Below are 26,321 nucleotides of genomic sequence, written 5' to 3'. Positions count from 1 at the left end.
GTTACCCTAGCCACATATGAATAGCGATATCTCGTTGCCCTCAGATCGCGGAAACCGATTTTACCAAGGCGTGGCCGCAACCTTTTTTGCCAACGCCCTCCAGGCGGTCAATTTTCTCGGTGATCGATTCCTGAGAAGGTCGCACCATTCGTTGTCGGCCATCGAGGACCTTTACCGGCACTCGATGGACAGCGCCTTTTCGGTGACCGAGGCCTTCCTCGTCACGGGCGCGCCGCACGCATCCGCCTATTATCCCCGTGACTTCGCCTGGTTCTATCCTGATGTCCTCGACCCCGAGACCATCATGGATGCGCAGGACGCGGTGCGGCGGGCCCGGCTGCTCGACAAGAGTATCCGTCTGTTGCTCGAGGCGGTTCGCGCCGATGTCGTCACGACCACCATCGTCCCGGCGGGACGCGGTCGGTACCTCGGCGTGAACTATTTCTCGCGCCCGTCGGATACGCTGCTCGGCATTCTGGCCGGCCTGCAGCAGATGATCTCGGCCGATCAGAGGGCGCCGTCCTATCTGGCGATGGCACAATGCGCGCATGCCGGCCGGCTGCTGCTGGCCGAATATGGCGGTGACCTGAAGCGTGCGGTCCTGCAGCTCGCAAGCGAGCTCGAGCCGTTCGACGATGACGGCACCAGGTATTTGCTGTGCGATGCCCGTGGCCCTCGCTCCGCTGCAACGGATACCCGTGCGGAACGCAGGCGCTTTGTCACCAATGCCTGCGTCTACACAACCTTCCTGTGGAGCGTGCAGTTCGGAATCGTGGACGAGAACGAGCTGAAGCGGCTGCTCGGACGCGGCCTTGCGCAGTACAAGAAGGACCTGCTCCGTCTGTTCGGCAGGGACGGCTACATCAGGCATTCGCTGGATGGTCCGAAGGGATTGCCGGTGTCCTCGGTCGCGCTGGATTTCGTCAGCGTGCATCGCGGCTTCTGGGATATGAACGATGCGAGCGAGCGGGCGCTGTTCGCGGCGACGGCGGATCTGATCATCGCGGAGCCGCGCTTTCGCATACCCTCTACGTTCCACTTCCTGGTGTCCGCGGATAATCCGCGGAACAAGATGATCCACAAGATTGCGGCTCCCGCCTATCAGGGGCGCTCGTCCTGGCCGACGTTCAACGTCGAGTTCGCGGACCGGATGCTCGACTACGACGAGGTCTCCGGCGGTGATCACTACCGGGCCTGCGCGCAAGGGATATTGAAGGACATTCGCACCGCGACCGAAGTGCACGGCGGATATCAGGAGCTGATCTCGGAACAGGGGCTGAAGTATCGCACCTGGGCCTACAAGGGCGCCGTGGCCCATTCCTGGTTTCCGCGCTTCCTGTCGGTCTGGAGGAGGGCGTATGGAACGCCGCTCCTGCAATGGAATGACTGATCCAGCGGGGCGCTATCCCGCCGTCACGTCCACCAGCTCACCGCCCTCCAGCACCTTGGCCGCCTTGGCGCGGTCGAGATCGCCTTCCCAGGCCGCGACCACGACCGTCGCGACGCAGTTGCCGACGAGGTTGCCGAGCGCGCGGGCCATGCCGATGAACCAGTCGACCGACAGCACCAGCACGAGGCCGATCGCGGGAATGCTCGGCACCGCATTGAGCGTCGCCGCCAGGATCACGATGGCCGAACCCGGCACGCCATGCGCGCCCTTCGAGGTGATCAGGGAGACGCCGAGAACCAGCAGGAGATCGCCGAAGGACAGCGGCGTGTTGGTCGCCTGCGCGATGAAGACGACGGCGAGCGTCAGATAGATCGAGAAGGCGTCGAGGTTGAAGGAATAGCCGGTCGGAATCACGAGACCGACCACGGAATCCTTCACGCCCATCCGCTCCAGCTTCTTCATGATCTGCGGCAGCACGGCATCGGAGGAGGCGGTCGCGAGCACGATGGTCAGCTCTTCGCGCAGGTAGGCGAGGAATTTGAGGATGTTGAGTCCGGCGAGCGCCATCACGCCGCCGAGCACGCCCAGCACGAAGATGCCGACCGAGACGTAGAACAGCATCACCAGCGACACGAGCTGCTTCAGCGAGCCGACCCCGTATTTGCCGACGGTGTAGGCGACCGCGCCGAGCACGCCGAGCGGGGCAACGCGGACAATCAGGCCCATGACGCGGAACAGCACGGTGGAGGCGGCATCGATCATGCTGGTGACGAGCTTGCCCTTCTCGCCGCCGACGAGCGCGAGCCCGACGCCGAACAGGACCGCGAAGAACAGCACCTGGAGCACGTCGTTGCGCGACAGCGCATCGAAGGAGGTGGTCGGGATCACGTTCATCAGGAAGGCGCCGATGCCGCCGCCTGACAGCTTGTGGGCGTTGTCGGCGTAGGTGTTGAGCGCTTTGGCATCCAGCGTCGAGGGATCGATGTTCATGCCGTGGCCGGGCCCGAAGAGGTAAGCAAGCAACAGGCCGACGACGAGTGCGACGGTCGTCATGATCTCGAAATAGACCAGCGCCTTGACGCCGACCCGGCCGACCTTCTTGAGGTCGCCGGCGCCGGCAATCCCGTGCACGACGACGCAGAACACGATCGGCGCCACGATCATCGAGATCAGCTTCAGGAAAGCGTCGCTGAGGATCTTGAGCCCGATCGCGAAGTCCGGGACGGCCATGCCCAGGATGACGCCAAGCACCAGCGCGGCCAGGACCTGGACGAACAGCGAGGTGTAGAGCGGCTTCGGCTCGGCGGCGGGCGCCGCGGTGATGGTCGACATGGTGGATTCCCCCGGTTTGACGCGACTTGGACGTCAAAAAGGAGCAACAACCGTGCCAGATTGTCGCGGTATTTCCGGAAAGCGGCCTGGAGGTCGCCCTGTTATCCCGGGCGGCGCGACGCAACGCTTCAGGAGCGCTGTGTCGGGGGCGCGGAACCCATCACTCCGCCGCCTTCGCTATCTCGCCGAACAGTCGCGTGGGGAGGAAGCCGCGGGACCCGTCAGCCGTTATGCCTACGCCGAAACGAAAGGCAACCTCATGCCGCAAGATCCAGCAGCCGGCACGATCCGCGCACGAGCGCCTTGCGTCCCGTGGGCGTCATCACAGGTATGCCGTCATTGACGACAACGAGACCGAACTTGACGAGACTTTCGATAAGATAGGCCTTCGAGAGGCGACCGCCCGACACCGGGTTGCGAAGTGTGCGCAGGGCTTCCCACTGGTCCGGTGAAAGATCGAAGTCGACGTCGTTGCTCATGTTGCCTCAAGCGATAGTACCATTCGCGCGCCTCTGTTAGCGGGGCGGCATGAAGACCATGCGACGACAATGAGTCGGGAATTCGGTGCGCTGTTTAGAACGTCTCTTCACGAATTGCCGCACTTCATTGCGCCACAAGAGTAAAGATCGCTCGTTGGCGAATATCGTCCCGAGCTTCGATCACATATTGATGAATTCCGTTTGATGCTGCACTGCAAGTTGTCGCGGTGCACGGGAAGCGCTGCTGTCCCATTCTGCGTCGCAATAGGCACAGAAATCGTGGAGCGAAAGGTTGAGGATTCTGTTACGGTGATCCCCGGGGAATGACTTCACGCTGCAGGAGTGGAGTGCATGAACAGGCTGGTCAAAATTCGCAGTCAGGAATCCCTGTGCCGGGAGCGCGCCGCGCTCGATTTCGATCGCCGGGTTTTCTGGCTCGCGCAAGCCGAGGAATGGGAGCAGCGCGCGCTCGACGAAATTGCCTATCACTTCCGGGAGTGCAATATCGGCCAGGCGGAGCTTGCGCGGAACTGACGCTGGCCGCGAGCAAGACCTACTGATAAGTCGCCACGATATCTGACACCGCGCGCTCAAGCTGCTGCGCGGTGGCGCATTGGCGCACGACCGTACAGAAGGTCGCGTAGCGCGGCATCTCGGAATCGCCAAAGCCCCAGGCGAGCCGTCCTTCGGGATTGAGCCAGACCAGCCGCTTCGAGCGTTCGGAGATGCGGCGCAGGATGTCGGCACGCGGGTCGAGGTTGTTGCTGCGGGCATCGCCGAGCACGATCACCGTGGTCTGCGGCGTCAGCGTGCTCATGAAGTCCTTCTCGAAATCGACCAGCGAAGAGCCGTAATCGGACGAGCCGAAGCCGACCTTGGACATGATCTCGGCCATCGCCTCTTCCGGCGATTTCTTTTCCAGGATCTCGCTGACCTCGATCATGTGCGAGGAGAAGGCAAAGGAGTGGACGTCGTCGACCACCTCGTGCAGCGAGTGGATCAGCAGCAGGAAGAAATCGGAGACTTGCGCGACCGATCCTGAGACGTCGCAGAGCGCCACGATCTTCGGCCGGTCGCGATGCTTGCGCTTCCATGCGGTGAGGAAGGGCACGCCGCCCCAGGCCGCGTTGCGGCGGAGTGTGCGGCGGACGTCGAGATGACCGCGGCGCTGGCGCTTGCGCGGTTTCGAATAGCGCTCGCGCAGGCGGCGCGCGATCTGGCGGATGAGGGCGCGCATCTCCGCGACCTGGCGCCGCTCGATGCGGGCGAGCGGCGCGTTGCGAAGGATCTCGTTGCGGAGATTTTCGGCCTCCTCGCGGGCGTAGAGCGCGAGCCCCTGCGAGACGGTGTCGCGCACCGCTTCGCGCAAGGCGTCGAGCGCGGCGCGCAGACGCTCGGCCAGTGCCGGGTTGGTCGCGGTCAGCGCGTCGAGATCGTCGCGCAGGCGCTGGAGGCCCATGGCATCGAGGATGCGGCTGGAAAAGATCCCGCGCTGGGTGGAATAGCGGATATCCGACAGGGAGGCCGTGCCGGAAGCGCTGGCAATCGCCGCTGCGATCGTGTTGCGGTCCTGCGACAGCAGCATCTGCGCGAGCGGGCCCAAGCCCTCGGGAGGCTGTCCTTCGCCCGCTTCGCTGGCCGAGCCGGAGGAGGGGGACCGATCCGGATCCTGCGAGGCGGTCTCCTCGCTGCCCGCTTCGGTCTGATCCTGTCGCGGCTCCGGCTGGCTGAAGAACAGATCAAAGCAGTCGCCGAGCGCGAGCTTTTCGTCCTGCGATTTGGCGAGCGTCAGAAGCAGCGCGTCGCGCAGGATGGTTCGATCGGAGAGGCCGACCTGCGCGACCGCGCGCATCGCATCGATGCTCTCGGCAGGCGAGACATGAACGCCGACGCCGCGTGCTGCCCGAAAGAAACGATGGAGGTTCTCGCGCATCGGCGTCAACCGAAGACGTTGGACCGTGCCGCCTTGGCAATGAAGGTCGTCACCTGCGGCGCTGCTGCCTCGATGTCGGCTTCGTATTTCAGCAGCACGTTGAGCGTGTCCTTGACGATTTCGGTATCGAGCTCCGTGGCCTGGAGCAGCACCAGGACACGCGCCCAGTCGATGGTCTCGCTGACCGAGGGCAGCTTCTTCAGATCCAGCGAGCGGATCTCGTGAATGAAGCCGACCATCTGCCGGCGCAGTGCCTGCGAGATGCCGGGCACCCGGCTTTCGACGATGCGCTCCTCGAGCCGCTGCTCGGGGAAGCCGATATGCAGATGCAGGCAGCGCCGCTTCAGGGCGTCGCCGAGGTCACGCTCGCTGTTGGAGGTGAGGATCACCGTCGGCGGCGTGATCGCCGAGACGGTGCCGAGCTCGGGGATCGTGACCTGGAAATCGGACAGGATCTCCAGCAGCAGCGATTCGAATTCGGCGTCCGACTTGTCGATCTCGTCGATCAGGAGCACGCAGCCGCCCGGCTGCTCCAGCGCCTGGAGCAAGGGGCGCGGCTCGACGAATTCCTTGGAGAAGAACACGTCGCCGAAATCGTGCAACTGGTCGAGCGCGGCGTGCAGCGTCTGCGCGCCGCCGAGGACTTCGCCGAGCTTGTCCTTGAGGATCTGCGTATAGAGGAGCTGCTTGGCGTATTTCCACTCGTAGAGCGCCTTGGCCTCGTCGAGACCCTCGTAGCATTGCAGGCGGATCATCTTCATGCCGCGCCAGGCCGCGATCGCCTTGGCAAGCTCGGTCTTGCCGACGCCCGCGGGGCCCTCGACGAGGATCGGCTTCTCGATCTGCTGCGACAAATAGACGGCGGTCGCGATCTGCCGGCTCGCGATGTAGCCCTGCGCGGCGAGGCCGCTCTCCACTGCCTCGATCGACGTCGAGGCCTTCTGATCAGCCACGAAAGGGCGCTCCCAAAGGTCTTCTTGAGGCTTGTTCTGCCTGCGTTCCCGGCAAAGAACAAGCCTCGTTTGGGAGGCATCAGACCCGCACGGACGGCGCTTTTTCCGCTCGACGCAAATACGTGTCGGCGCGGATATTTGCGCGGCTCGCCGTTCGCGCGATCAGTGCCGCAGCAACTCCGGCTTGCGGATCGTCTGTCTGACCTCGGCGCCGCAATCGGCGCATTCGTAGACAAAGTCGATCTTGGCAAGGCTCCAATGCGGCTCGACCTCGCGCACATACATCGGCAGGAACCCCATGCATGCCGGGCAATTCACAGGCGCGATCTCGATGTCCTGATGATGCTGTACATAAGCTGGCATCTCGGCTCTCCTTCGCAGGCGACAACCAAACCCCGCGCAGAAGCTACTGCCGGTCGCTCCAGGCACGTCATCAACTCTATCGAACGGAGATGGAACGGCGGACGTTTGTCGCGCGCTGTGACATTCTTGTTACGTGTCTGTACTGTAACGGGCGGACTGAATGCCTATTTCTGCGGCCGATCCGGTTTTCGGAGCCTCAACCAACGATAAGGGAGCAACGCCCATGACGCATGCCATTCGTTTTCACAAGACCGGCGGTCCGGAAGTCCTGGTCTGGGAGGAGGTCAGCGTCGGCAAGCCCGGACCGGGCGAAGCGCGCATCCGCCACACCGCCGTCGGCCTCAATTTCGTCGACATCTACAACCGCTCCGGCCTGTATCCGGCGCAACTGCCGAGCGGGCTCGGCAGCGAGGCCGCCGGTGTCGTCGAGGAGGTCGGGCCCGGTGTCACCGATCTGAAGCCGGGCGACCGTGTCGCTTATGGCGCCTCGCCGCTCGGCGCCTATTCCGAGGCGCGGCTGATCCCCGCGGACCGCTTGCTGAAGCTGCCTGAGGGGGTCGACGACAGGACCGCGGCGGCGATGATGCTGAAGGGTCTCACCACGCAATATCTGATCCGGCAGACCTATCGGGTGAAGGCGGGCGATACCATCCTGCTGCATGCCGCGGCCGGTGGCGTCGGTCTGATCCTGGGCCAGTGGGCCAAGCACCTCGGCGCGACCGTGATCGGCACCGTCAGCAACGACGAGAAGGCCAAGCTCGCCAAGGCGCATGGCTGCGACCACGTCATCATCTACACCCGCGAGGATTTCGTGAAGCGGGTCGACGAAATCACGGGCGGCAAGAAGGTCCCGGTGGTTTATGACTCCGTCGGCAAGGACACATTCCTGAAATCGCTGGATTGCCTCGCGCCGCTCGGCGTCGCCGCGCTGTTCGGTCAGTCCTCCGGCGCGGTCGAGCCGCTCAATCTCGGCCTGCTGGCCCAGAAGGGCTCGCTCTACGTCACGCGGCCGACATTGTTCACCTACGCCGCCAAGCGCGAAAATCTGGTCGCGATGGCGAACGAGCTGTTCGACGTCGTCAAGTCCGGTGCGGTCAAGATCGAGGTGCACCAGACCTATCCGTTGAAGGACGCCGCCAAGGCGCATGCCGATCTCGCCGCACGCAAGACCACGGGATCGACCGTCCTTCTGGTGTGATGTCCGGGCCTGCGTCACGTCCGTTCGTGCTTGCGCACATCGCGGGCGTGATCGAGGTGAATCGCCTGGAGGTCGACGTCTTCGGGCGGGATCCGGGGCAGGGCGGCCTCGGTCAGGATCGCCTCGGTGACGTCCTCGACCGAACTCCCGGCGATCTCGTGGATGAACGAGACATTCCGGTATTCGCCCGAGGCGATGCGGGAGACGACCTCACGCCTTGTGATTTCGGGGTCGACGACCGCCTCGCGGCCCCGCCGTCCATAGTCGATCATCACGACGAAATATTGCATCAAAACGACTCTGCCGCGCCCCCATTGCGGGCGCGCGGCAGATTGTTTCCGAAAAACAGAATCAAGTCAAGGCCGATTTCGAAAAAGCGAAATCGGCGGCCGTGCCGATGCCCTACTTGCCCTTCTTGCGGGGGCGCGCCGACTTGGCGCGCAGCCGCTCGAGCTGGCCCTTGGGCATGGACAGGCAGATCTCACCCACCCAATCGAGCTTCACGCCGACGATCGGCTTGGCGTTGAAGCTGGTGAGATTGACGACGGACGGGCTTTTCCCCCGCTCGATCGTTTTCAAATAACGCTCGCCGGTCTTGAGCCGGACCACGGCCTCCTCGCCGTAGAAGCTCGACAGCGGATGGCGCTGATCCTTGTAGACCACGATCACGTCGCCGCTCTCGTATTTGGGCAGCATCGAATCACCCACGATCTCGAAGGCGACAGTCTCTTCCATGATCGGGAAGGGCAGCGCGATGTCGCCGAGACCCTCCGGGGGGACCTGCTCGTAATCCGGCTCGATCACGGCGCCGGCACCGACCCGGCCCATGATCGGCGCGAGATTGAGCTCGAGATATTCCATGATCGGAATGATCTCCGAGGCCTTCACCAGGCGTTCGCCGCCGAGGATCTCCGAGACCGCGCCGGGCCGCACGCCCATGGCCGCCGCGAGGCCGCCCTTGCTCTTGCCCGTCTTTTCCAGGCCCCGCTCGATCATTGCAACGTCCAACATGGTGATTCCCTCGATTACCCATCGTCTCGCTCTTGTAATCCGAAATTCGGAATTGTTGCAATTATGAATATCAGAATTATCGCTTGACTTGTTCTTCGGAATACCGGAATGTCTGTTTCGCCCCGGTCGTGCGATCGGAGGAGACGCATCACAGGACAGCAGCATGGAACCGGGCCATTGGCCGTCGGAGCACTCCGACGCGCTTCGCGACTATTTTCTCAAAGGCATGTCTTATGCGGAAATCGGAAGGCAGATTAACGCAAGGTTTGGAACGGCTTACACGCGCAATGCGGTGATCGGCCGCGCCAAGCGGCTCGGGCTCGTCATGCCGGAATGGATCGTGAGCCCATCGGTCGCGCCATATTTGCCGGGTGAGGCCCCGGTTTCGCCGCGCCGCGCGGTGCTACCGAATCTGAATGTGCTGCCGAAGTCCGCAATGAAGCCTGCGGTGCGGGTGAAGCTGCGCTGCGTCGGCGTTCAGCCGCGCCTGATCCAACTGGTGGACCTCGATCCGGCCGACTGCCGCTATCCCTATGGCGGCGACAAGGACGGGGAGGAGATCGCCTTCTGCGGCCATCCGCGCCAGCCGGGCTCCAGCTATTGCGCCCCGCATGCGGGCCTGACGCGTCGCTCCGGGGCTGCGTCCGCCCGTGTCCCCGGTCCCGTCGTGCTGAAGCTGGTCTTCGCGGCCTGAACTCTCACCCGTTTCATCGTCGATTTCGCAAGGAGTATCCAAGTGGCTCGTGTCCGACGCAACAAGTCCTATAAATTGGCGCAGATCCACGACCGGCGGTCCCGCGACGTGCCATTCAATGCCGAAGTGGCGGAGGTCGAGGTCGACAATCCGCTGGCGCTCGATGCTGGTGAGAAGATCGTGGCGATCCGGTCGATCCGTGGCGATCCGCTGGGACGGCTGCATGCACACCACCAGATCGATGAGGCGCAATTTCTCGGCGGACGCGCCTTCCAGAACGATTGGGAGAGAGCGGAGCGGGGCCCTCAGGCGATGGACCCGACCCGCGAATATGTCGATGGCGCGCGCACGCGCGAGCCGGTCACCGAGAGCCAGCGCCAGGCGGTGCTGCGGCTGAACCAGGTCGAGCGCGAACTCGGGACCGACGGAGCTGCACTGGTGCACGACGTGCTGGTGCTGGGCCTGACCATGGATCAGATCGGACAGCGTCGTGCCGTCCGTACGCAGCGCTGGAACGACTATTTTGCGCGACGCTTTCGCGAGTGCCTCGACCGGCTGGCGCTGATCTACGGTTTTGCGACGGAAACGGGGACACGGCAGGCAGGGCGGCGCAGATGACAACGGCACGCCTGCGGCTTGGGCCGCGGGCGCGCCAGTTTGCCGCTCACGGATGCGGGACGATCTGGTAGGGCGTCGAATAGGGTTCGACGCGGAGCGAGGCGTTGGCCAAAAGTCCGATCCTGGCGGTCGGCGCCTGCTGCAATTCACCGTTCGGGCCGCGATGCACGTTATATTGCCAGACCGTGAGATCGCCCTTCTGCGCCAGCGCGTGCGCAACCGCGCTCGCATCATTGCCGCCGAGCGCCTGAAGCTCCTCCGCCGACAACCCGACGACGATCTCGTCCTTGATGGTGACGATCTTGAACAGGTTCATCTTGGTCTCCTGCGCCCATGCGCCTTGTATCGAGAGGGTGAAAAGCGCGACCGCGGCGCCCTTGATGAGATCGCAGCGAGAAAGCATGCCGTCGTCCTTTGGTGCTGAGGCGCGCCCGAATCCAAGAGTTTTCAGCCATGGCGCCCGTTGTCTGCGTGGCCGTGTCGCAACGGCTTGGTCGTTCGTTCATGGACAACGGTTCACCGGCGGAAACATATCCGGCTTGCGAGATCGATCGTTATTCTGCCGTTAATACAACCGCCGAGGTCGCACTCAACAATTACGTGTAGGCGCTGAGAAGGGCTCATTCGCAGCCGAATGTCCGTTCATATCGGAAACAAGCAGAAACGTCGTGCCGATCGACGGCGATTGGAGCTGCGTGCGTGATTGATGACGCTTCTTGACGCAGGTGGGTGACGGCGGTCGATATACCTGTTATCCGGAATTGCCGTGGTGCGATGCAGACGAAGCATCGCTATAGGCACTGTTGGGCTTGCCGGACGGGTTGTTCCTTGACATAATTGCAACCAGATGGTTGAGCCGGTCGTTTGGACATGTCATTCGGCGTGCCAACCCGCCGGGGCCACCCGGCCGAGAGTTCGTCGCCATGGGTCCTGTATGGCGTCTTGTTATGGCGTTCGGTTCTTGAGCGGGTCACGAAGCCGATGCTTGTCATAGGTGCGAGATGAAAAACCTCAATTTCGCGGCTGAACTGCACCTCAAGCTCGGCGCGCCGGCGAGCGGCACGGTCGAAAGCCTGCGCCTGCTCCGCGCGTTCCTGAAGCTCGCGCCTCGACAGCGTTTCGAGGTCATTAAGCTGGTCGAAGACCTCGCCACCGAAGAAATTCTGCCCGAGCACCCCTTGTCCTGAGCCCGGCCGAGCGCCGGCCTTACGCCGTCTCTCTCGTTTTCCCGTTCGTTTTCCCGCCGGAGCCGGACCGCCGGCGACGTTTCCACGCGGGCTGGCCGCTGGAAGGCGATCCGGCAAGTGTGGTATTCAATTGGGAAAACGGGAGGAGTGCGACCATGATCGAACCGAAGCTCGAAGTTCCGGCCGAACTGCGCGACCTGGCCGAGAAGACAATTGATCAGGCGGAGAAGGCATTCGGCATGTTTTTCGACGCCGCCACCAAATCGATGTCGTCCGTTCCAGGACCGGGGACGGAGGTGTCGAAGCAGGCGCTGGTTTTCACTGAGCAGAACATGAAGTCGGCCTTCGAGCATGCGCGCAAGCTGGTTCATGCCACCGACCTTCAGGAAGCGATGCGAATCCAGTCCGATTTCCTGCGCAGCCAGTTCACCAGCGCCGGAGATCACATGCGCCAGATGACCGGCAGTCTCATGCAACAGGGCAAGGGGAAGTCCTGATTCTCCGCGCGCGCAGCATGCCCACAATTGAACTTGCGCGGCGTGGCGATCCGAACCTCGATGCCGGCTCAGATCTATGACGGGCCACCGAATGACCACATTCGCCGTCTGTCGTCCTTCTGCTGATCCCTGCCGGTCCTCCGGCGGGGATTTGCATGTGTGGCGAGCGTCGTGCTCGGCGTGCCACTAGCGCAGCGAAGCGATGTAGGCCGCGATGTCGCCGGCTTCGGTTCGGCTCAGGGGAAAATTCGGCATCTTCGGGTGGGGATCAAGCAGGAAGAAGGCGAGCCTCTCCGGACTGAAGTCCGACCTGCGCGCGACGGAGGCAAAGGAGGGGACGTCAGCGCTCGCCTGGGTTTGGCCGTTCGCGACGACATGGCAGCTTGCGCACCAGCGTTTGGCGAGGTCCGCACCGTGATCGGCATTGGCCGCGAGAGCCGACGGTGTGCCGAAGCTCGAGGTTACGGCAAGCAGCAGGCAAATTCGTCTCAAATGCTGGTGCATAGGGTAACTTTCATGCATCGATTAGCGGCCGCCATGCTTATCCGCAGCACGATCCCGGAAATTGCGAGAGATCAATCCGGGCGATGATCGACCGCAGCAGCTTGCGGGCCGAACGATAGAGATGCCGTAGGAAAGCCGGCATCCTCGCCGCGGGCAGGCCAAGACTTCTCGTGTCAAGACTTCTCGTGTCAAGACTTCTCGTGTCGAGACTTCTCGTATCGAGATTTCTCGTATCCAGACTTTCAATGTAGTGCGACACGTGTCCCTCTCCGAGGCTATATCGCCCTTTTATCCCGGCGCCTCGGAGCCGCCTTGATCTGCCGCAAAGCGTTCCGGGCTAATAGTCGCCCGGATTCATGATCATCGGGGTTTTCGTATCAGCCGGCGCAAGCGCGCTGCTGGCGCTGTCGCGCAGGAAACGGTCGAGCGTTTCCTGGATCTTCTCCTTGATCGAGTTGGGACCGCGATCGCTCATTTCCGTGTGCTGCGCGCCAGTGTGGACGATGTCGATACCGCGCGCCTTGGCTTCTTCCGGCGTCGGCAGCACGCCGGGATCGGTCAGGAAATGCGGATCCTTTGACCGGAACGACAGGATCTTCATGCCGTCGCTGACCACGAAGGGCACCCGCAGATTGTCGAGCGTGATCACCTTCGACACCAGCTCCGGGTGCTGATGGGCAACATACATGGAGACATCGCCGCCGTTGGAGTGACCGACGAGGGTGATGTGGTCGTAATCGACGTTTTCGTGCTGCTTCTTCAGCTTGTCCAGCGCGAACAGAATGTTGGCTTCGCAGCGGATATAGACCTCGCGCCGGCCGACATATTGCTGACCGACATGGGTCATCAGCGGCGGATCGCTCGGCAGGTCCTGCTGGATGCTGGCAACCAGATAGCCGCGCGCGGCAAGCACGTTGGCAAGGAAGGAGTATTCGGTGGCCTTGACGGTGTTGCCGTTGCTGATGATGGCGAGCGGGAGTTTCCAGAGGCCGAGATTCGCCTTGGTCTCGTAATCGCGCCGCACCGCCACGTCGACCGAGATCGGCCGCTGCCGCGAGGCGTCGAACAGCGCCAAAGTCTCATGGCGGATCGCGAACCGACTAACGACGAAATATTCCCCGACGCCGAGGACGCAGAGAAACGCCAGGATTGCAAACACCCTCTTCATGGTTTCATCTCAAATCACATTTGACTGAACATGGTCATTGGGAACTCCCGGATCGAGCGATCGTGAGCAGCTTACGGGATTAAATTTAGGCAAGTCTGTGAGCAAGCCCGCAAAAAGGACCGCGGGGTGGCTACGAACAGCCGGACTTGCCGCGTTCGGGGCAGAGCCGGAACGCGCTCGACAGGGTGAACAGGAAGCGGGGGCTGCGGCGCTCGTTGTCCGGTGCCCGGTAGCTCAAGGGCACCGCTACGCCGAGATCGGCATGGATATCCTCTGGCAGGAAGAAGCGCACACCGGCCCCGGCCGATGCGAGCGACAGGCCGTCACTCAGGCGGTAACCGTCGTTCCAGACGGCGCCGGCGTCGCCAAAGGCGTAGAGCTGATAGCCGGTCCAGTAGCGGAAATTGAGCTTCTGGTCGAAGCGCAGTTCGAGCGAGCCGGCAAGTCCGTTGTCGCCGCTGATCTCGGCTGCGCCATAGCCCCGGCCGAAGGCCACGCCGCCGAGATAGAATTGCTGCGAGGTGAACAGTGGCCGCGATGCGGTCTGGCTCGCCGCGGAGAGCCTGAGCGACCAGGTATCGTTGAGCGTCTGGTAGCGCGTGAACCAGAGGTTCAGCACCGAGAAGTTCGAAGATGCGCCGTCGCGCGACAACAGGTCGTCGTCGAAATGCGAGGCGCCGAAGATGTCGAGGCCCTGGCGGTAGGTCAGCGTCGCAAGATTGGTGCCACCGAAGCGATCCTGCAGCCGGTAGTCGGCGGTCAGGCTCGCGGTCCTGATATGGTCGTTGTACCAGGGACCATAACGGTCGTGCTCGGACACATTGCTGAAGGTCGTCGCCGCAGTCAGCGTGAGCGTGGAGGATTGCGATTGCAGCGGGACGACGCTGGCGCGCAGCTCGAACGCCTCGGTCGTCGTGATATCGCTGTCGAGGCGGCGGGCATCGCCTGGCCGGACCGCGCTGTACAGGGCGGAAGCGCCGAGGCGCACGCCGTCGACGCCGACGGGCGTGTCGTAGGACAGCCGCGCAAAGCCGAGCTGGCGAGGATCGTTGGCAATCGTCGACAGGTTGACTGCCAGCGTGTCGCCGGGCGTGAGGTAGGAGTTGAACGCGCCGGTGGCGTAGCTCTGCCACGGGCCAACGGAAGATGATCCGAGATTGTCCAGACCGAACGAGGAGAAGGCGTGCCAGGTTTTCAAAACGACTGTGAGACGGAAGCGGCCGGTCGCGCCACCGATCTCCTCCAGCGCGGTATCGGTGATCCGGACGCCCGGCCTGCCGTTGATGAGGAAGAGCTGGCGTTCGAGCGTTGCGAGGCGCGACGGCTGCTCGGCCAGAACCGGCTCGAGCATCGGCCTTACGCCGAACTGCTCGGCGCCGTCGCCTTTCAGCTCGGCCTGTACGATGGCGCCTTCGATCACCTGGATCCGTACCCGGCCGTCGGCAATGTCCTGCGGCGGCACGATGGCCCGGCTCAGATGGAACCCCTCGGCGCGGTAGAGATCGCTGATCGCGCCGGCGATCGCGGCGAGATCCGCCTGCGAGACCTGCTTGCCGAGATAGGGCTGATAGATCGCGGCTATCCGATCTTGGGATACGGTGTGTGCGCCGCTGACGTTGACGCCGCGCAGCACGAATTGCGGTTTGGTATCGCCGCCGGTGTTGGGCTGTCCGACACCCGGAAGCCGGACCGGAGGCCGGCTCAGCGATTCCCGCTCGGTTTGGTTATCGAAATATTTCTCGGGCTGGCGCGGATCGAAACCCGGCTGGTTCGCCTGTTGTGCGAACGCCTGGGAAATTCCCGCAAAGATCGGTACCACCATCACCAACGCGGTAATGAGATGCCGCTGCTCAACGTACGTCGCGAATCTCTCTCCGTAGTTTGACGGAGACTTTGCGATGGGGCGGTAAGGGTTCGTTATCCGCATGATTTTTCATAGTTTTTTATGGTCAATGATTGGTTAATGCTGCCACTGCACGGGCCGCTTCCCGCTAATCCTCTCTTGAGTGATTTCCGGATACCCCTCAGCTCCGGCTGTAACGCGGACTGAGGATCGTGATGCTTGGCAGAATTGGAATGCGGTGTGCCCTCGTGGCGGCGCTGACCCTTGGAACGGCTTCCGCTGCGTTTACCGCGGAGGATGGCGTCTGGTCGGTCAGCAAGGCCACCGGCGAGGTGTGGGTCGCGACCGACGGCGCGCAACAGGTCTCGCTGAACCAGGAAGCGACGCTCAAGCCCGGCAATACCATCCGCACCGGACGCAACGGCCGGGTGCTGCTCGTCCGCGGCGAGGAGACCATTCTGATCTCTCCCAACTCCGTGATCGGCTTGCCCTCGGAGAAGAAGGAGGGGCTCTCGACCACCATCATCCAGCGGGCGGGATCGATCCTGCTCGAGGTCGAGAAGCGCAACGTCAAGCATTTCGAGGTCGAGACGCCCTATCTCGCCGCCGTGGTCAAGGGAACGCAGTTCAGCGTCACGGTGGGAGCTGGCAGCACCAAGGTCGGCGTGCTCCGCGGCCAGGTCGAAGTCTCCGACTTCAAGACGGGACAGATTGCCCAGGTCATGCCGGGACAAGCGGCCACCGTGTTTGAGCACGGCAAGCCTGGACTCAGCTTGAGCGGCGCGGGGACGTTCAATCCGATCGAGCATGGCAAGCCGCGCGCCTCGACGATCGAGCGTGTCCCCGTCCCGAAATCGGGCCTGTCGGCGCCGCGCAATGCCGCGAGCGGCCATGCGATCCATGCGCTCGGTCCCATCGACAAGGGGGCCAAGGCGGCTGGCGTGCCGAAGCCGTCGCATCAGGCGGCTGGAGGTCATGTTTCCAAGGCCGGCGTCGTGCGCATCTCGAGCTCGCTCGGCGAAGTCAGGCTGAATGTCCACAAGGTCACGAATGGGCTCGCCCACGGCGCGGTTGCTCCCGGACAGGTGCGCAACGCGAACGCCAACGCCGGTCCTGACACGGTGTGGAGCGACGGCAAATCCAATACGCCGGCATCCAACAGCTCCGTCCAGACTGCGGCAACGACGAGCGGTGCGGCAGCTGCTGGCAGCAGCGCCTCGGCTGCGAGTGCGGCGATCGCGGCAGCGGCAGCCGGTGCATCCAGCGACAGCCCCGGCGCCAACAACGGAAACTCCGGCGGCAACGGCAATTCCGGCAACAACGGCAACGGAAATAGCGGGAACAACGGCAACGGCAACCATGGTGCCACCGGCAACGGCAGGGGCAACAACGGCAACGGCAGTGGGAACGGCGGCGGCAACGGCCATGGCAATGCCTACGGCCACAACAGGCGCTGAGGCGGTTTCCCAGGGGATGAGGGGGCGCATCCGTTGAAGCGGGTGCGCGGGAGGATCGGGTGAAACGTTATCGGCCGCATATTCTCGTCGTGATCGCGCTTGCGATCGTGCTGTCCACGGGATGGCATGGTGCGCTTCGCAACGCGCTCACCGATCTGCGGTTCAGCTGGCAATCGCGTGCGGCCAGCGGCAATGTCGTCGTGGTGGCCATCGACGCACCGTCCATCGATCAGATCGGGGTGTGGCCGTGGCCGCGCCGGCTCCACGCGGAGCTGTTGCGCAGGCTCGAGGCGGCGGGCGCGGGGGACATCGCGTTCGACGTCGATTTCAGCACGCCGTCCGATCCGGCGTCCGACGAGGCCTTCGTCAAGGCGCTCCGCGATGTCGGCGGCTCGACGATCCTGCCGTCCTTCAAGCAGCCGACGCCGAACGGCGGCACGGCGCACATCAATCGCCCCCTGAAGGGTTTCAGCAACCAGTCGTGGCCGGCCGTCGTCAACGTCGCGGTCGAACCCGACGGGCTCGTTCGTCGTTATCCGTTCGGCGAGAAGCTCGGCGATGCCTTGATGCCGTCGATGGCCGTCGTGCTGGCCGGGCAGGATGCCAACCGGCGGCCGCCCTTCCTGATCGACTTCAGCCTTCGTGCAACCTCCATTCCGAGCGTCTCCTATGTCGACGCGCTGCGCGGCGATGCCGCGGCTCTCGACAAGGTGAGAGGCAAGAAGATCATCGTCGGCGCCACCGCGCTCGAGCTCGGTGACCGGTTCAGCGTTCCCAACGGCAGGATCGTCTCGGGGCCGGTCCTCCAGGCACTGGCCGCAGAATCGATCCTCCAGGGCCGGATGCTGCACTGGACATCCGATATCGGCATGATCCTGGGTCTGGGCGTGATCTGCCTGCTGATGATGTATGCGTGGCGTCGCCTCGCGCCAGGAATTCGCGTCGCGGTCCTGATCGCCTCCGGGGTGGCTATCGAGCTGGTCGCGGCCCTCGTGCAGGCAAGATGGCCCCTCGTCATCGACACATCGCTATTTCACATCGCGATCGTTGCCTATCTGGCCGCGATTGCGCTGGACGAAATCGATTTCCGCAGTCTCCTGGGACGCATCGCCGAGAGCCGCTTTCACCGCATCGCGATGTCGCTTGGCGATGGTCTCGTCTGCACCGACGAGGATCACCGGATCACGGTCTGGAATCCCGGCGCGAGCACGATCTTCGGCTACGCGCCGGCGGAGATGATCGGCCGTCCGTTCGAAACGCTATGCGCCGTGCCGGTGGACGGCGATGCAAGGCCGTCCATGCACGACGCCGCGCGCCAGGCGCTGCTGGTTCCGGGCGGGGCGGTCGTCGTCGAGTTCGAGGGCCGGCGCAAGAATGGCGAAACCTTCGCCGTCGAGGCGAGCTTCTCGGGCTGGCAGGGAACGGACGGCTTTCAGTACGGCGCGATCCTGCGCGACATCTCGGTCCGCAGGCGGGAAGCCGAACGCGTCAAATATCTTGCCGAACACGACGCGCTGACCGGTCTTGCCAATCGCAACACGCTGCATGCCGGACTGGCCGGCATGATTGCGAATGCAGAGCGACGGCCTCGCGAAGTCGCGTTGCTCGTCATCGGGCTCGACGGCTTCCAGGGCATCAACGATACGTTGGGGCATTCGGCGGGAGATCTGGTGCTGCAGGCGGTCGCCATTCGCCTGGAGGGTCAGGCCGGAGATCGGGCGATCGTCGCCCGGCTCGGCGGAGATGAATTCGCCATTGCGCGCGAAGCCGCAGATGGCGGTGAGCCGATCGTGAAGTTCGCCGAGCGGATCGCGCGTGCATTCGAAACGCCGCTTGCGACGGGCACGCGCCAGCATCGTGTCAGGATCAGCATCGGCGTCGCGGTCTACGGCGAAGGCGGACAGAGCGCCGACGAACTCCTCAGCAATGCTCATCTGGCGTTGAGCAAGGCCAAGATGACGCGGCGCGGCAGCCATGTGATCTTCGAGGCTGCGATCAGGCAGGAGCTGGAGAACCGGCTGACGCTGGAGAGCGAGTTGGCGCTTGCGGCGGATCGCGGCGAGTTCGAACTGTTCTACCAGCCCCAGGTTCGTCTGATCGACGGCAGCCTTATCGGGGCCGAAGCGCTCATCCGTTGGCGGCATCCGGTGCGCGGCTACGTCTCGCCCGGAGAATTCATGCCGGTGGTCAACACCTCGGCACTGTCAGAGCGTATCGCGAACTGGGTGATGGAGACCGCCTGCCGTCAGGCGCGTGACTGGGAACTATCCGGCAACGGCGTGCGCGTTGCGATCAACCTGTCGCCCTCGCAGCTTCACTCCGGCGATCTCGCGCATTCGGTTGCGGCGTTGCTCGAAGCGACAGGGCTTACCCCGTCACTGCTCGAAATCGAGGTGACCGAAGACATCCTGATCCATGACGAACGCCGCGTGCTCGACATGTTCAAGCGAATTCAGGAGCTCGGGGTGCGCGTCCTGTTCGACGATTTCGGCACCGGTTATGCGAGCCTCAGCTATCTGAAGAAGTTTCCGCTCGACGGGCTCAAGATCGACCGCTCGTTCGTGCTCGATCTGCTCGCCGATTCCGACGATGCCGCGATCGTCGGTTCGACCATCGGCCTCAGCAAGCAGCTCGGCCTCACGGTCGTGGCGGAAGGCATCGAGAACCGCGCGACTGCCGACTTCCTGGTCAGCATGGGATGCGCGGAAGGACAGGGTTATTTCTTCGGCCGTCCGATGCCTGCCGAGGCGTTCGAAAAGCAATTCCTGGCAACCGAGCTCGACGCGGCCAGCGCTGCCTGAGCAGGCGGCTTCGTTCTATCGCCGCCGCGCGACCGCGACCCCGAAGAGGAAAGCGACGAACAGGCTCGCAAGCGGCGCCTCGCGCGTGATCGCTGCGACCGTCGCGAGTGCCCCGCCGGGCTTGCGCGATTCCTCGACTGCGGAGGTCAGACGATCGACCGCTGCGTGCAGGCCTCCGGCGACTTCACCCACCGTGCGGGAGACGTCCGCCGCGGTATCGATGGCACGTTCGGCCATGCCGGGTTGCGAGGTGGATTCCGGTATCTCCGTGCTCAACTGCGCGACCTCCAGACCTGACGATGGGCCGGCACCTTTGGCTATCCGCGCGAGCGCTCGTTCTGAACAGCGGGTCTTGATGACCTTTGGCTATCCGCGACAGGCGCCGTGGTTTACGGCGGGTGCCGGCCTTGGATGGGCAATTCAGCGCGCGGGATTTTGTTCCGAACGATAGGACGTCCACGGCGGACCTACCCCGGGAAACGACGGGTGCGAATCTCTGTTAGGCTGGCGGTGGCTCGTTGATGTCAGGAGACAGCCGTGACCGATCGGACCGTGACGGATCGAGGCCGGCGCATCGCCTTGCTCGGCGCTCCCATCGACATGGGGGCTTCGCAGCGCGGCACCTTGATGGGCCCCGCGGCGCTGCGCACCGCAGGCCTTGCGACACTGCTCGAAAGCCTGGATTTCGAGGTCGTCGACTACGGCGATCTTTCCGTGGCCGAAGTCGGGGACCTCACCGACAGGCCGCCGGAAAGGGCCAATCACTACCGCGAGATCCAGCGCTGGACGCGCGTTCTGAGCCAACGAGGCCATGAGATCGCGAGAACCGGCGCGCTGCCGATCTTTCTCGGCGGCGATCACACACTGTCCATGGGTTCGGTCAATGCCATGGCGCGTCATTGGCAGGAGCGTGGACGCGAGCTGTTCGTGCTCTGGCTCGATGCCCATGCCGACTACAACACGCCGCAGACGACGATCACGGCGAACATGCACGGCATGTCGGCCGCGTTCCTGTGTGGTGAGCCCGGCCTCGAGGGCCTGCTCGGCGACGATCCGCGCGCTTCGATCACCCCTGACAGGCTCGATTTGTTCGGTGCGCGCTCGATCGACAAGCTCGAGAACGAATTGATGCGCGCGCGCCGGATCAGGGTCGTCGACATGCGTCAGATCGACGAGTTCGGCGTCGCCGTCTTGATCCGGCGCGTCATCGAGCGGGTCAAGGCGAGCAACGGCGTGCTGCATGTCAGCTTCGACGTCGATTTCCTCGACCCGTGCGTGGCGCCGGGCGTCGGCACCACGGTGCCGGGTGGAGCGACCTATCGCGAGGCACACCTGATCATGGAGCTGTTGCACGATTCCGGCGTGGTGGGATCGGTCGACATCGTCGAACTCAATCCGTTCCTGGACGAGCGCGGCCGGACCGCGCGCACGGCGGTCGAACTGATCGGCAGCCTGTTCGGCCAGCAGATCACCGACCGACCGACGCCGAGCAACGCGATCGCTCCGGGCGAGTGATGCCGTCGCCTTCAAAATTAGGCAGGAACATTCCCTCGGTTGCCAAGTTTTCCCGATGCCCTTCCCCAAGGGCGACCCCGTATGGCCTCAGCTCGAACGCCCCCGATATCCCCGCGAGCTGGGGCCTTTTTTCTGCTCCGGCAGATTGGATATCGATGGTGCACGCAGGTCTCTCTCGTTCGGGGCGCTTCAGTATGTTCGTCAGAGAGATCGGCTGGTGACCCGGCCGGAACTTTGCCGACATAACACCGTTCCCGATGTGCGGGCGCGAACGTAGGCGGACACCATGAAATGGATGCTTGTGGTCCTCGTGAATGGCGTCGCCCCCGTCAATACCGATCTCGTATTCGACAAGTTCAGTGACTGCCTGTCCGCCGAAGCGCAAATGCGACAGCACTACTCCGATGCGTTCGATGCCTGGGACCGTGTGGCCGCCGCAAGAATCGACCGGCGTAGCGACTACAGGAAGGCCCGCGATCTCGAGGCGAAAAAACTGCTGAGCAACGTGGGCACCTGTGTGCCACACGGCGGGGGAGATTCTGTTGCGCCGGCGGAGCAGCCCAAGCCGCCCGCCGCACCTTCGCAGCAACCCGCTGCGCCGCCGCAGCCGGCGCCGCGACCTTAGCGAACGCCGCGCGGGCCCTTCGGCCAAATTCGGTTCTGCACGTCGGGAAAAGGTGGCAACATCTTTGGAACCTTGTCATCGGTCCCTGGGTTCTCGCAAGCCGCATCCTGCGGTGAGGAGATACCCATGAAGAAGCTGATGCTAACGTGCGCGGCTGCTGCGCTGATCTCGACCGGCGCGCTGGCGCAGTCGACCGTCGTCACCACCACCGGCACCGGCCATGCCGCCGCCGTGCAGATCGAGCCGGAATACCGCACAAAGATTCGTACCTACGTGACCGAACACAAGGTGCGCCCGGTGCAGACCCGAGAGAAAATCGTGGTCGGCCAGCCGGTGCCGCGCGAGGTCGAGCTCGAGGCCGTGCCCGCCGATTGGGGCCCCTCGCTCACCAGGTACCGTTACGTCTACTCGGGCGAACGCGTGATGCTGGTCGATCCGTCGACGCGCACGGTCGTCCAAGAGATCGACTAAGTCCCGGGAGGCGGGTCGCTCAGCAGGCGGCCCGCCTCCCGCCAGCCCGGCCCCGCCCAATACCTCACCCTTATTCTCGTTTCTTATTCTTGTTTGCGAGCGGTCATGCCGATCATTCGATATTTCGTCTTCGTCGGCGGGCTCCTGCTGACCTTGCTGTTCGCTGCCGACCGGTACTTGCCGGCTCCCGGCGAGCCTGCAGCGATGGCAGATCCTGACAGAACCATCATCCGGATCACGTCGGCAAGAAGATTACCGGAGAAGATCGTATTCGATACGCGTCTGAGCGCCGATGTGCCGAAGATCGCCCAGGCCGATCCAACTCCCGAAGAACCTCGGCAGCAAATGCGTGAAGCCATGGCCGCCATGCCTGCAGCACCGTCCGGCCAGATTAAGAAAGAACCGCCCGCGCGAATCTCCGCAGAGGCCCGTCCGCATCCGAAGCGCTCGGCCAAATCATCGAAAAGGGCACCCGAGCGATGGCTTGCCTTCGAGCGACACGACCCGTTTTCCGGCGGATGGTGGTGAGCGGAAAAGTTCGCAAGTGATGTAAAGGAAATGGCCGCGCCCATCTGAAGCGCGGCCCCTTTTTGCGGTCAGATCGGCAGGACTCACCAATGGCGGTGGTGCCGATGCCAGTGGCGCCGAACGACCGGATAAGATCCGCCGTAATAGGCGTAGGCGGGGCGCGCGATGCGGCGATAGCGATAGCCGCAGGAAACAGGCGCTGTGAGCCGCCGCCCCAGTGCCAAACCGGGAACAAGTGGAACATTCACGCGTTGGCGGGCGGGCATCCCATCTGGATGCTGGTTCACTGGAGGAGACGATCGATGAAGACAATTTTTGCCGCAGCTCTGATCACCAGCACGCTGATCAGCGGCGCTGCGTTGGCGCAATCCACCCCGCCTGCTGACCGAGCGGCTCCTGCTGCTACCGCACAGCCGGCCGATAAGATGATGCTGAAGGACAATTGGCGCGCTTCGAAGCTCATGGGCCTGAACGTCTACAACGAAGCCAACGAGAAGCTCGGCGACATCAACGAACTGCTCGTCGACAAGAGCGGCAAGATCAACGCGGTGGTGATCGGCATCGGCGGCTTCCTGGGAATGGGCGAGCACGACATCGCCGTCTCGATGGACAAGCTGAAGTTCGTGGAAGAGCCTGTGCGGACCAGCTCGACCAGCACTTCGACCACCTCCCGCGAGACGACGACCGGCGCGGCTTCGACCAACGCCACGACCCGCAACACCAATGATTGGGTCCCCGATCACGCCGTCATGAGCGGAAACAAGGAGCAGTTGAAGGCGCTCCCGCAGTTCAAATATTCGGACTACAACTGACAGGACGAAACGTTATCGAGATCGAGGGCCTCCATTTGGAGGCCCTTTTCATTTGGCCCACACCGGAGCCGCTTGCAGCGGCGCTTCACACTGAGCCACGTGTATTGAAGCTATTCACTCGGTTCGGCAATGCGGTGCCGGGCCGGGTCGATTTCCCGACCGCAGGATCGTGGCCTCTGCAGGCTGGAACCGCCCGTCCCGAAGGAGGCGGGGAACCGGGAGGGGCGCCATTGAATTAACCCTGCATGAGGACAACAGCGGATCTTTCGATGACAAACACTCGTTTCGCGAGCTCCATCTCTGCCGCCCTCCGCCATCCCGGTGTGATCGCGCTGATCGTGGCTGGCGTGACGATTGCGGCAATGCTGATTGTCGATCACGGCCCCTGGAGCCGCGCCAAGACCCAGCCGGCCCATATTGCGATGTATGCGACCACGGGAGAAGCGGCACGGGCCGCCGGTGCCGCGGTGCTCCCGACCAACCCGAAATCACCGATCGAGCCGTCACGGCCGGGACCCAAGACGTCGCCGACCGTCAACCCTGTGACGCCGTAGCTTCGCTGCTCGCGATAAGTGGGCCGCCTCGCAGATCTCGGCGGCGTTGTCGCCGCTCTAACCTCAGCCGATCACCGACGAGCCGAGCAAGGCGAGGACGGCCAGCGCCATCAGCGCGGTGCCGAGCCAGCCCAGCGCGATCAGCCATGACCGGGCCCTGAAGCGGCCCATGATCGCGCGGCTCGAGACGATCAGCATCATCATCGCCATGATGGGCACGGCGACGATGCCGTTGAGCACTGCGCTCCACACCAGCATGTGGATGGAGTCGATGCCCGTGAAGCCGAGGCCGAATCCGATGATGGTTGCCGCGGCGATGATGGTGTAGAAGCCGGCGGCTTCGTCGGGCTTGGCCTCCAGCGTGGCACGCCAGCCGAAGATCTCCGCGACGCCGTAGGCGGCCGAGCCCGCCAGCACCGGGATCGCGAGCAGGCCCGTGCCGATGATGCCGATCGCGAACAGCGCGAAGGTGAAATCGCCGGCCAGCGGCCGCAGCGCTTCGGCCGCCTCCGTTGCCGAATTGATCTTGGTGACGCCGTTGGCATGCAGGACCGATGCGGTGGTGAGGATGATGAAGAAGGCGATGCCGTTGGACAGCAGCATGCCCGACAAGGTGTCGATCTTGATGCGGTCGAGCTCGTGGGTGCCTCCGCGCTTGAGCTCGCGCAGCGGCTTGTCGCGCTCGCCCTGATTCATCTCCTCGACCTCCTGCGAGGCCTGCCAGAAGAACAGATAGGGGCTGATGGTGGTGCCGAGCACGGCCACGACCATCATCAGATAATCGGCGCTGACATCGGCCTTGGGCCACACCGCGGCGAGCAGCGCCGTGCTCCACGGGATCTTGACGGTGAAGGCGGTCGCTACATAGGCGAACAGCGCCAAGGTGAGGAATTTCAGCACCGGCGAATAGCGGCGATAGGGCAGGAACACCTGGAGCAGGGTCGAGCCCGCCGCGAAGATCAGCGCATGCTCGTGGTTGAGGCCGCCGATGACGAGCGAGAGCGCCTCGGCCATCGCGGCGATGTCGGCGGCGATGTTGAACGTGTTGGCGGCAACGAGCATGGCGACCAGGCTCAGCACCGCCCAGCGCGGCGCGAGCTTCATGACGTTGGCGGCAAGTCCCTTGCCGGTGACCCGGCCGATCTGCGCGCTGACGAGCTGGATCGCGATCATGAACGGTGTGGTCAGAAATACCGTCCATAGCAGCCCGTAGCCGAATTGCGCGCCGGCTTGCGAATAGGTGGCGATGCCCGAGGGATCGTCGTCGGCAGCTCCGGTGATGAGGCCCGGCCCCAGCCTTTGCAGCAACGTCGGCGCGGATTTCGTCGGCGTGAGAGCGCGGTCGCTCATGAACGGGGTCCTCGTCGGGGCAGATGCTTTCACAGCAAATGCCAATCGGGGAACGAAAGTTCCTCGCCGCGCAGGCGTCCTATCTATTTCTGATAATGCTAAATCGACTTGACTGTCGGGCAAAACAGGTGTAGATTGCCATCATCGCAAAAACTCCCGCAGCCCAAATTCTCGCAAGCTCAAGTCAGTCCGCGAGGCTGCTTGCCGCCGGCGGCGGGCCTTTGAACGTTGGGGATGAAGGACGTCCGTCGCGCTACTTGACGCTAACGAACATGCCCCAGGCAGCGGCCAGTGCGGCGCCGGAAAAGACGATCAGCGGATTATCGCAGAATGCGCTGCCATAGCTGCACATGGTGACGCCGAACGAGCCGATCTCGTGATGGCTCGCGGAGTAGAACAGTCCCGACAGTACCAGCAATGCAGCGGCGACGTAGTACATGGCAATCTCTCCGACGCTTTCCCGATTGCATTCGCGCAAGCACATGTCCCAGCATGGCGCGAAGAGATTTCATTTCGCCAAATCCGCTTTGCTGCATTTGAGTTAAAGTTTGATCTGTCGGGCAAAGCATCCGCAGGATGAGAGAATCGGGACGTGATAGCGCTGCGCTGACGGCGCATTCCCATCAAAAAAGGCCCCGCGTCGCGGGGCCTTTGTCGTGGCGGGTGTGGGATGGCCTATCGCCGCGTGCCCACGCCGTAGAGCTCGCGCTCGCGGCCGATGTCCTCGGGAGACAATGGCGGGCTTGCGGCATCGAAGTCGCTCCAGCCGGCTTTCTGCCAGGCAGCGCTGCGATCCTGCAGGTTCACTGACTTCTCGTGGAGAAGCGCATCGAGGCGCGCGCGGTCCTGGTCGGGCACCCTCGCGGACACCAGCGTGCCGCCGCGGCGAATGCCCTCGGCATAACGCGAGGCATCTTCCTTGGAGACGCCGGCCTGCGTCAGGGCGCCGACGATGCCGCCGGTGGCCGCGCCGGCAGCGGCGCCGACGGCGGTCGAGGCGAGCCAGCCCGCCGCGACGACCGGTCCGAGGCCGGGGAT

The 26,321-nt window shown here is 63.6% G+C and carries 29 protein-coding genes and 1 pseudogene; 15 read left to right on the top strand and 15 right to left on the bottom strand.

Annotation, left to right across the window (positions count from 1 at the left end):
* The first annotated feature begins 16 nt into the window (after positions 1-16).
* Positions 17-1,390 (top strand): hypothetical protein, encoded by a 1,374-nt coding sequence (locus XI03_RS30760; RefSeq protein WP_271594209.1) that lies wholly within the window; start codon positions 17-19, stop codon positions 1,388-1,390.
* A 12-nt stretch (positions 1,391-1,402) separates the two neighbouring features.
* On the opposite strand, the gene XI03_RS30755 is transcribed toward XI03_RS30760, so the two are convergent.
* Both XI03_RS30755 and XI03_RS30750 read right to left on the bottom strand, forming a co-directional pair.
* On the bottom strand, positions 1,403-2,722 hold the full coding sequence (locus XI03_RS30755) for a dicarboxylate/amino acid:cation symporter (protein ID WP_271594208.1): 1,320 nt from the start codon (positions 2,720-2,722) through the stop codon (positions 1,403-1,405).
* A 257-nt stretch (positions 2,723-2,979) separates the two neighbouring features.
* On the bottom strand, positions 2,980-3,201 hold the full coding sequence (locus tag XI03_RS30750) for a hypothetical protein (protein WP_028142648.1): 222 nt from the start codon (positions 3,199-3,201) through the stop codon (positions 2,980-2,982).
* Positions 3,202-3,552: 351 nt separating this feature from the next.
* Between XI03_RS30750 and XI03_RS30745 the strand changes: the two genes are divergently transcribed.
* A complete protein-coding gene (locus XI03_RS30745) occupies positions 3,553-3,735 on the top strand; it encodes a hypothetical protein (RefSeq protein WP_028142647.1) in 183 nt (60 codons plus the stop codon).
* A 19-nt stretch (positions 3,736-3,754) separates the two neighbouring features.
* Here the strand turns inward: XI03_RS30745 and XI03_RS30740 are convergent, their stop codons facing one another.
* From XI03_RS30740 to XI03_RS30730, 3 genes are all read right to left on the bottom strand, one after another.
* Entirely contained in the window at positions 3,755-5,134 is a 1,380-nt protein-coding gene (locus XI03_RS30740) for a vWA domain-containing protein (RefSeq protein ID WP_271594207.1), read from the bottom strand.
* A gap of 5 nt (positions 5,135-5,139) precedes the next feature.
* Entirely contained in the window at positions 5,140-6,087 is a 948-nt protein-coding gene (locus tag XI03_RS30735) for an AAA family ATPase (RefSeq protein WP_271594206.1), read from the bottom strand.
* Positions 6,088-6,249: 162 nt separating this feature from the next.
* Positions 6,250-6,450: a hypothetical protein gene (locus XI03_RS30730; protein WP_028142644.1), complete on the bottom strand. Its 201-nt coding sequence runs from the start codon at positions 6,448-6,450 to the stop codon at positions 6,250-6,252.
* A 223-nt stretch (positions 6,451-6,673) separates the two neighbouring features.
* Here XI03_RS30730 and XI03_RS30725 point away from each other — a divergent pair, with 223 nt between their 5' ends.
* Positions 6,674-7,648 (top strand): quinone oxidoreductase family protein, encoded by a 975-nt coding sequence (locus XI03_RS30725; RefSeq protein WP_271594205.1) that lies wholly within the window; start codon positions 6,674-6,676, stop codon positions 7,646-7,648.
* Positions 7,649-7,662: 14 nt separating this feature from the next.
* Here XI03_RS30725 and XI03_RS30720 read toward each other — a convergent pair whose 3' ends face one another.
* Together XI03_RS30720 and XI03_RS30715 are read right to left on the bottom strand one after the other, a co-directional pair.
* Complete coding sequence (locus tag XI03_RS30720) at positions 7,663-7,938, bottom strand: hypothetical protein (RefSeq protein ID WP_271594204.1); 276 nt, start codon at positions 7,936-7,938, stop codon at positions 7,663-7,665.
* 112 nt (positions 7,939-8,050) lie between these two features.
* Entirely contained in the window at positions 8,051-8,659 is a 609-nt protein-coding gene (locus XI03_RS30715) for a S24 family peptidase (RefSeq protein ID WP_018644790.1), read from the bottom strand.
* 163 nt (positions 8,660-8,822) lie between these two features.
* Here XI03_RS30715 and XI03_RS30710 point away from each other — a divergent pair, with 163 nt between their 5' ends.
* Together XI03_RS30710 and XI03_RS30705 are read left to right on the top strand one after the other, a co-directional pair.
* Positions 8,823-9,353 (top strand): GcrA family cell cycle regulator, encoded by a 531-nt coding sequence (locus XI03_RS30710; protein ID WP_271594203.1) that lies wholly within the window; start codon positions 8,823-8,825, stop codon positions 9,351-9,353.
* A gap of 42 nt (positions 9,354-9,395) precedes the next feature.
* The gene (locus tag XI03_RS30705; protein WP_028142640.1) at positions 9,396-9,971 is read left to right on the top strand and encodes a hypothetical protein; all 576 of its coding nucleotides are present in this window, start codon (positions 9,396-9,398) and stop codon (positions 9,969-9,971) included.
* Between the two features lie 46 nt (positions 9,972-10,017).
* Here XI03_RS30705 and XI03_RS30700 read toward each other — a convergent pair whose 3' ends face one another.
* Positions 10,018-10,374 carry a hypothetical protein gene (locus tag XI03_RS30700; protein ID WP_028142639.1) on the bottom strand — a complete coding sequence of 119 codons (357 nt, stop codon included), beginning with the start codon at positions 10,372-10,374 and terminating at the stop codon, positions 10,018-10,020.
* Positions 10,375-10,972: 598 nt separating this feature from the next.
* On the opposite strand from XI03_RS30700, the gene XI03_RS30695 reads away from it, so the two are divergent.
* Together XI03_RS30695 and XI03_RS30690 are read left to right on the top strand one after the other, a co-directional pair.
* Positions 10,973-11,158 carry a hypothetical protein gene (locus XI03_RS30695; RefSeq protein WP_028142638.1) on the top strand — a complete coding sequence of 62 codons (186 nt, stop codon included), beginning with the start codon at positions 10,973-10,975 and terminating at the stop codon, positions 11,156-11,158.
* Positions 11,159-11,313: 155 nt separating this feature from the next.
* On the top strand, positions 11,314-11,655 hold the full coding sequence (locus XI03_RS30690) for a phasin (protein ID WP_028142637.1): 342 nt from the start codon (positions 11,314-11,316) through the stop codon (positions 11,653-11,655).
* 186 nt (positions 11,656-11,841) lie between these two features.
* On the opposite strand, the gene XI03_RS30685 is transcribed toward XI03_RS30690, so the two are convergent.
* From XI03_RS30685 to XI03_RS30675, 3 genes are all read right to left on the bottom strand, one after another.
* On the bottom strand, positions 11,842-12,159 hold the full coding sequence (locus XI03_RS30685; RefSeq protein ID WP_271594202.1) for a c-type cytochrome: 318 nt from the start codon (positions 12,157-12,159) through the stop codon (positions 11,842-11,844).
* 337 nt (positions 12,160-12,496) lie between these two features.
* Positions 12,497-13,327, bottom strand: a complete 831-nt coding sequence (locus XI03_RS30680; RefSeq protein ID WP_271594201.1) for an alpha/beta fold hydrolase — start codon at positions 13,325-13,327, stop codon at positions 12,497-12,499.
* Positions 13,328-13,457: 130 nt separating this feature from the next.
* Positions 13,458-15,254, bottom strand: coding sequence for a ShlB/FhaC/HecB family hemolysin secretion/activation protein (locus tag XI03_RS30675; RefSeq protein WP_271594200.1), 1,797 nt, complete (start codon positions 15,252-15,254; stop codon positions 13,458-13,460).
* 131 nt (positions 15,255-15,385) lie between these two features.
* Between XI03_RS30675 and XI03_RS30670 the strand changes: the two genes are divergently transcribed.
* Together XI03_RS30670 and XI03_RS30665 are read left to right on the top strand one after the other, a co-directional pair.
* Positions 15,386-16,627, top strand: a complete 1,242-nt coding sequence (locus tag XI03_RS30670; RefSeq protein ID WP_173015795.1) for a FecR family protein — start codon at positions 15,386-15,388, stop codon at positions 16,625-16,627.
* A 59-nt stretch (positions 16,628-16,686) separates the two neighbouring features.
* Positions 16,687-19,428 carry an EAL domain-containing protein gene (locus XI03_RS30665; RefSeq protein WP_271594199.1) on the top strand — a complete coding sequence of 914 codons (2,742 nt, stop codon included), beginning with the start codon at positions 16,687-16,689 and terminating at the stop codon, positions 19,426-19,428.
* A 15-nt stretch (positions 19,429-19,443) separates the two neighbouring features.
* Here the strand turns inward: XI03_RS30665 and XI03_RS30660 are convergent, their stop codons facing one another.
* The gene (locus XI03_RS30660; RefSeq protein ID WP_028142631.1) at positions 19,444-19,704 is read right to left on the bottom strand and encodes a hypothetical protein; all 261 of its coding nucleotides are present in this window, start codon (positions 19,702-19,704) and stop codon (positions 19,444-19,446) included.
* A gap of 261 nt (positions 19,705-19,965) precedes the next feature.
* On the opposite strand from XI03_RS30660, the gene rocF reads away from it, so the two are divergent.
* From rocF to XI03_RS30630, 6 genes are all read left to right on the top strand, one after another.
* Entirely contained in the window at positions 19,966-20,943 is a 978-nt protein-coding gene (rocF, locus tag XI03_RS30655; RefSeq protein ID WP_028142630.1) for an arginase, read from the top strand.
* Between the two features lie 286 nt (positions 20,944-21,229).
* A complete protein-coding gene (locus XI03_RS30650) occupies positions 21,230-21,568 on the top strand; it encodes a hypothetical protein (RefSeq protein WP_271594198.1) in 339 nt (112 codons plus the stop codon).
* 126 nt (positions 21,569-21,694) lie between these two features.
* Positions 21,695-22,039 carry a DUF1236 domain-containing protein gene (locus tag XI03_RS30645; RefSeq protein WP_018319180.1) on the top strand — a complete coding sequence of 115 codons (345 nt, stop codon included), beginning with the start codon at positions 21,695-21,697 and terminating at the stop codon, positions 22,037-22,039.
* A 105-nt stretch (positions 22,040-22,144) separates the two neighbouring features.
* Positions 22,145-22,567 carry a hypothetical protein gene (locus XI03_RS30640; RefSeq protein WP_271594197.1) on the top strand — a complete coding sequence of 141 codons (423 nt, stop codon included), beginning with the start codon at positions 22,145-22,147 and terminating at the stop codon, positions 22,565-22,567.
* Between the two features lie 302 nt (positions 22,568-22,869).
* Positions 22,870-23,379, top strand: coding sequence for a PRC-barrel domain-containing protein (locus tag XI03_RS30635; RefSeq protein WP_028142627.1), 510 nt, complete (start codon positions 22,870-22,872; stop codon positions 23,377-23,379).
* 269 nt (positions 23,380-23,648) lie between these two features.
* Positions 23,649-23,933: a hypothetical protein gene (locus tag XI03_RS30630; protein WP_028142626.1), complete on the top strand. Its 285-nt coding sequence runs from the start codon at positions 23,649-23,651 to the stop codon at positions 23,931-23,933.
* 63 nt (positions 23,934-23,996) lie between these two features.
* Here the strand turns inward: XI03_RS30630 and XI03_RS30625 are convergent, their stop codons facing one another.
* The 3 genes and pseudogenes from XI03_RS30625 to XI03_RS30615 all read right to left on the bottom strand — a co-directional run.
* A complete protein-coding gene (locus XI03_RS30625) occupies positions 23,997-25,283 on the bottom strand; it encodes an NRAMP family divalent metal transporter (protein ID WP_028142625.1) in 1,287 nt (428 codons plus the stop codon).
* 253 nt (positions 25,284-25,536) lie between these two features.
* Complete coding sequence (locus XI03_RS30620) at positions 25,537-25,722, bottom strand: hypothetical protein (protein WP_028142624.1); 186 nt, start codon at positions 25,720-25,722, stop codon at positions 25,537-25,539.
* 236 nt (positions 25,723-25,958) lie between these two features.
* Positions 25,959-26,321, bottom strand: a pseudogene (locus tag XI03_RS30615) (DUF1269 domain-containing protein); the annotation flags it as partial.

The organism is Bradyrhizobium sp. CCBAU 65884 (assembly GCF_028128835.1).
GTDB lineage: Bacteria > Pseudomonadota > Alphaproteobacteria > Rhizobiales > Xanthobacteraceae > Bradyrhizobium > Bradyrhizobium ottawaense.
The sequence above is the reverse complement of the archived record's forward strand: the minus strand, read 5'-3'. Positions and strand labels throughout refer to the sequence as shown.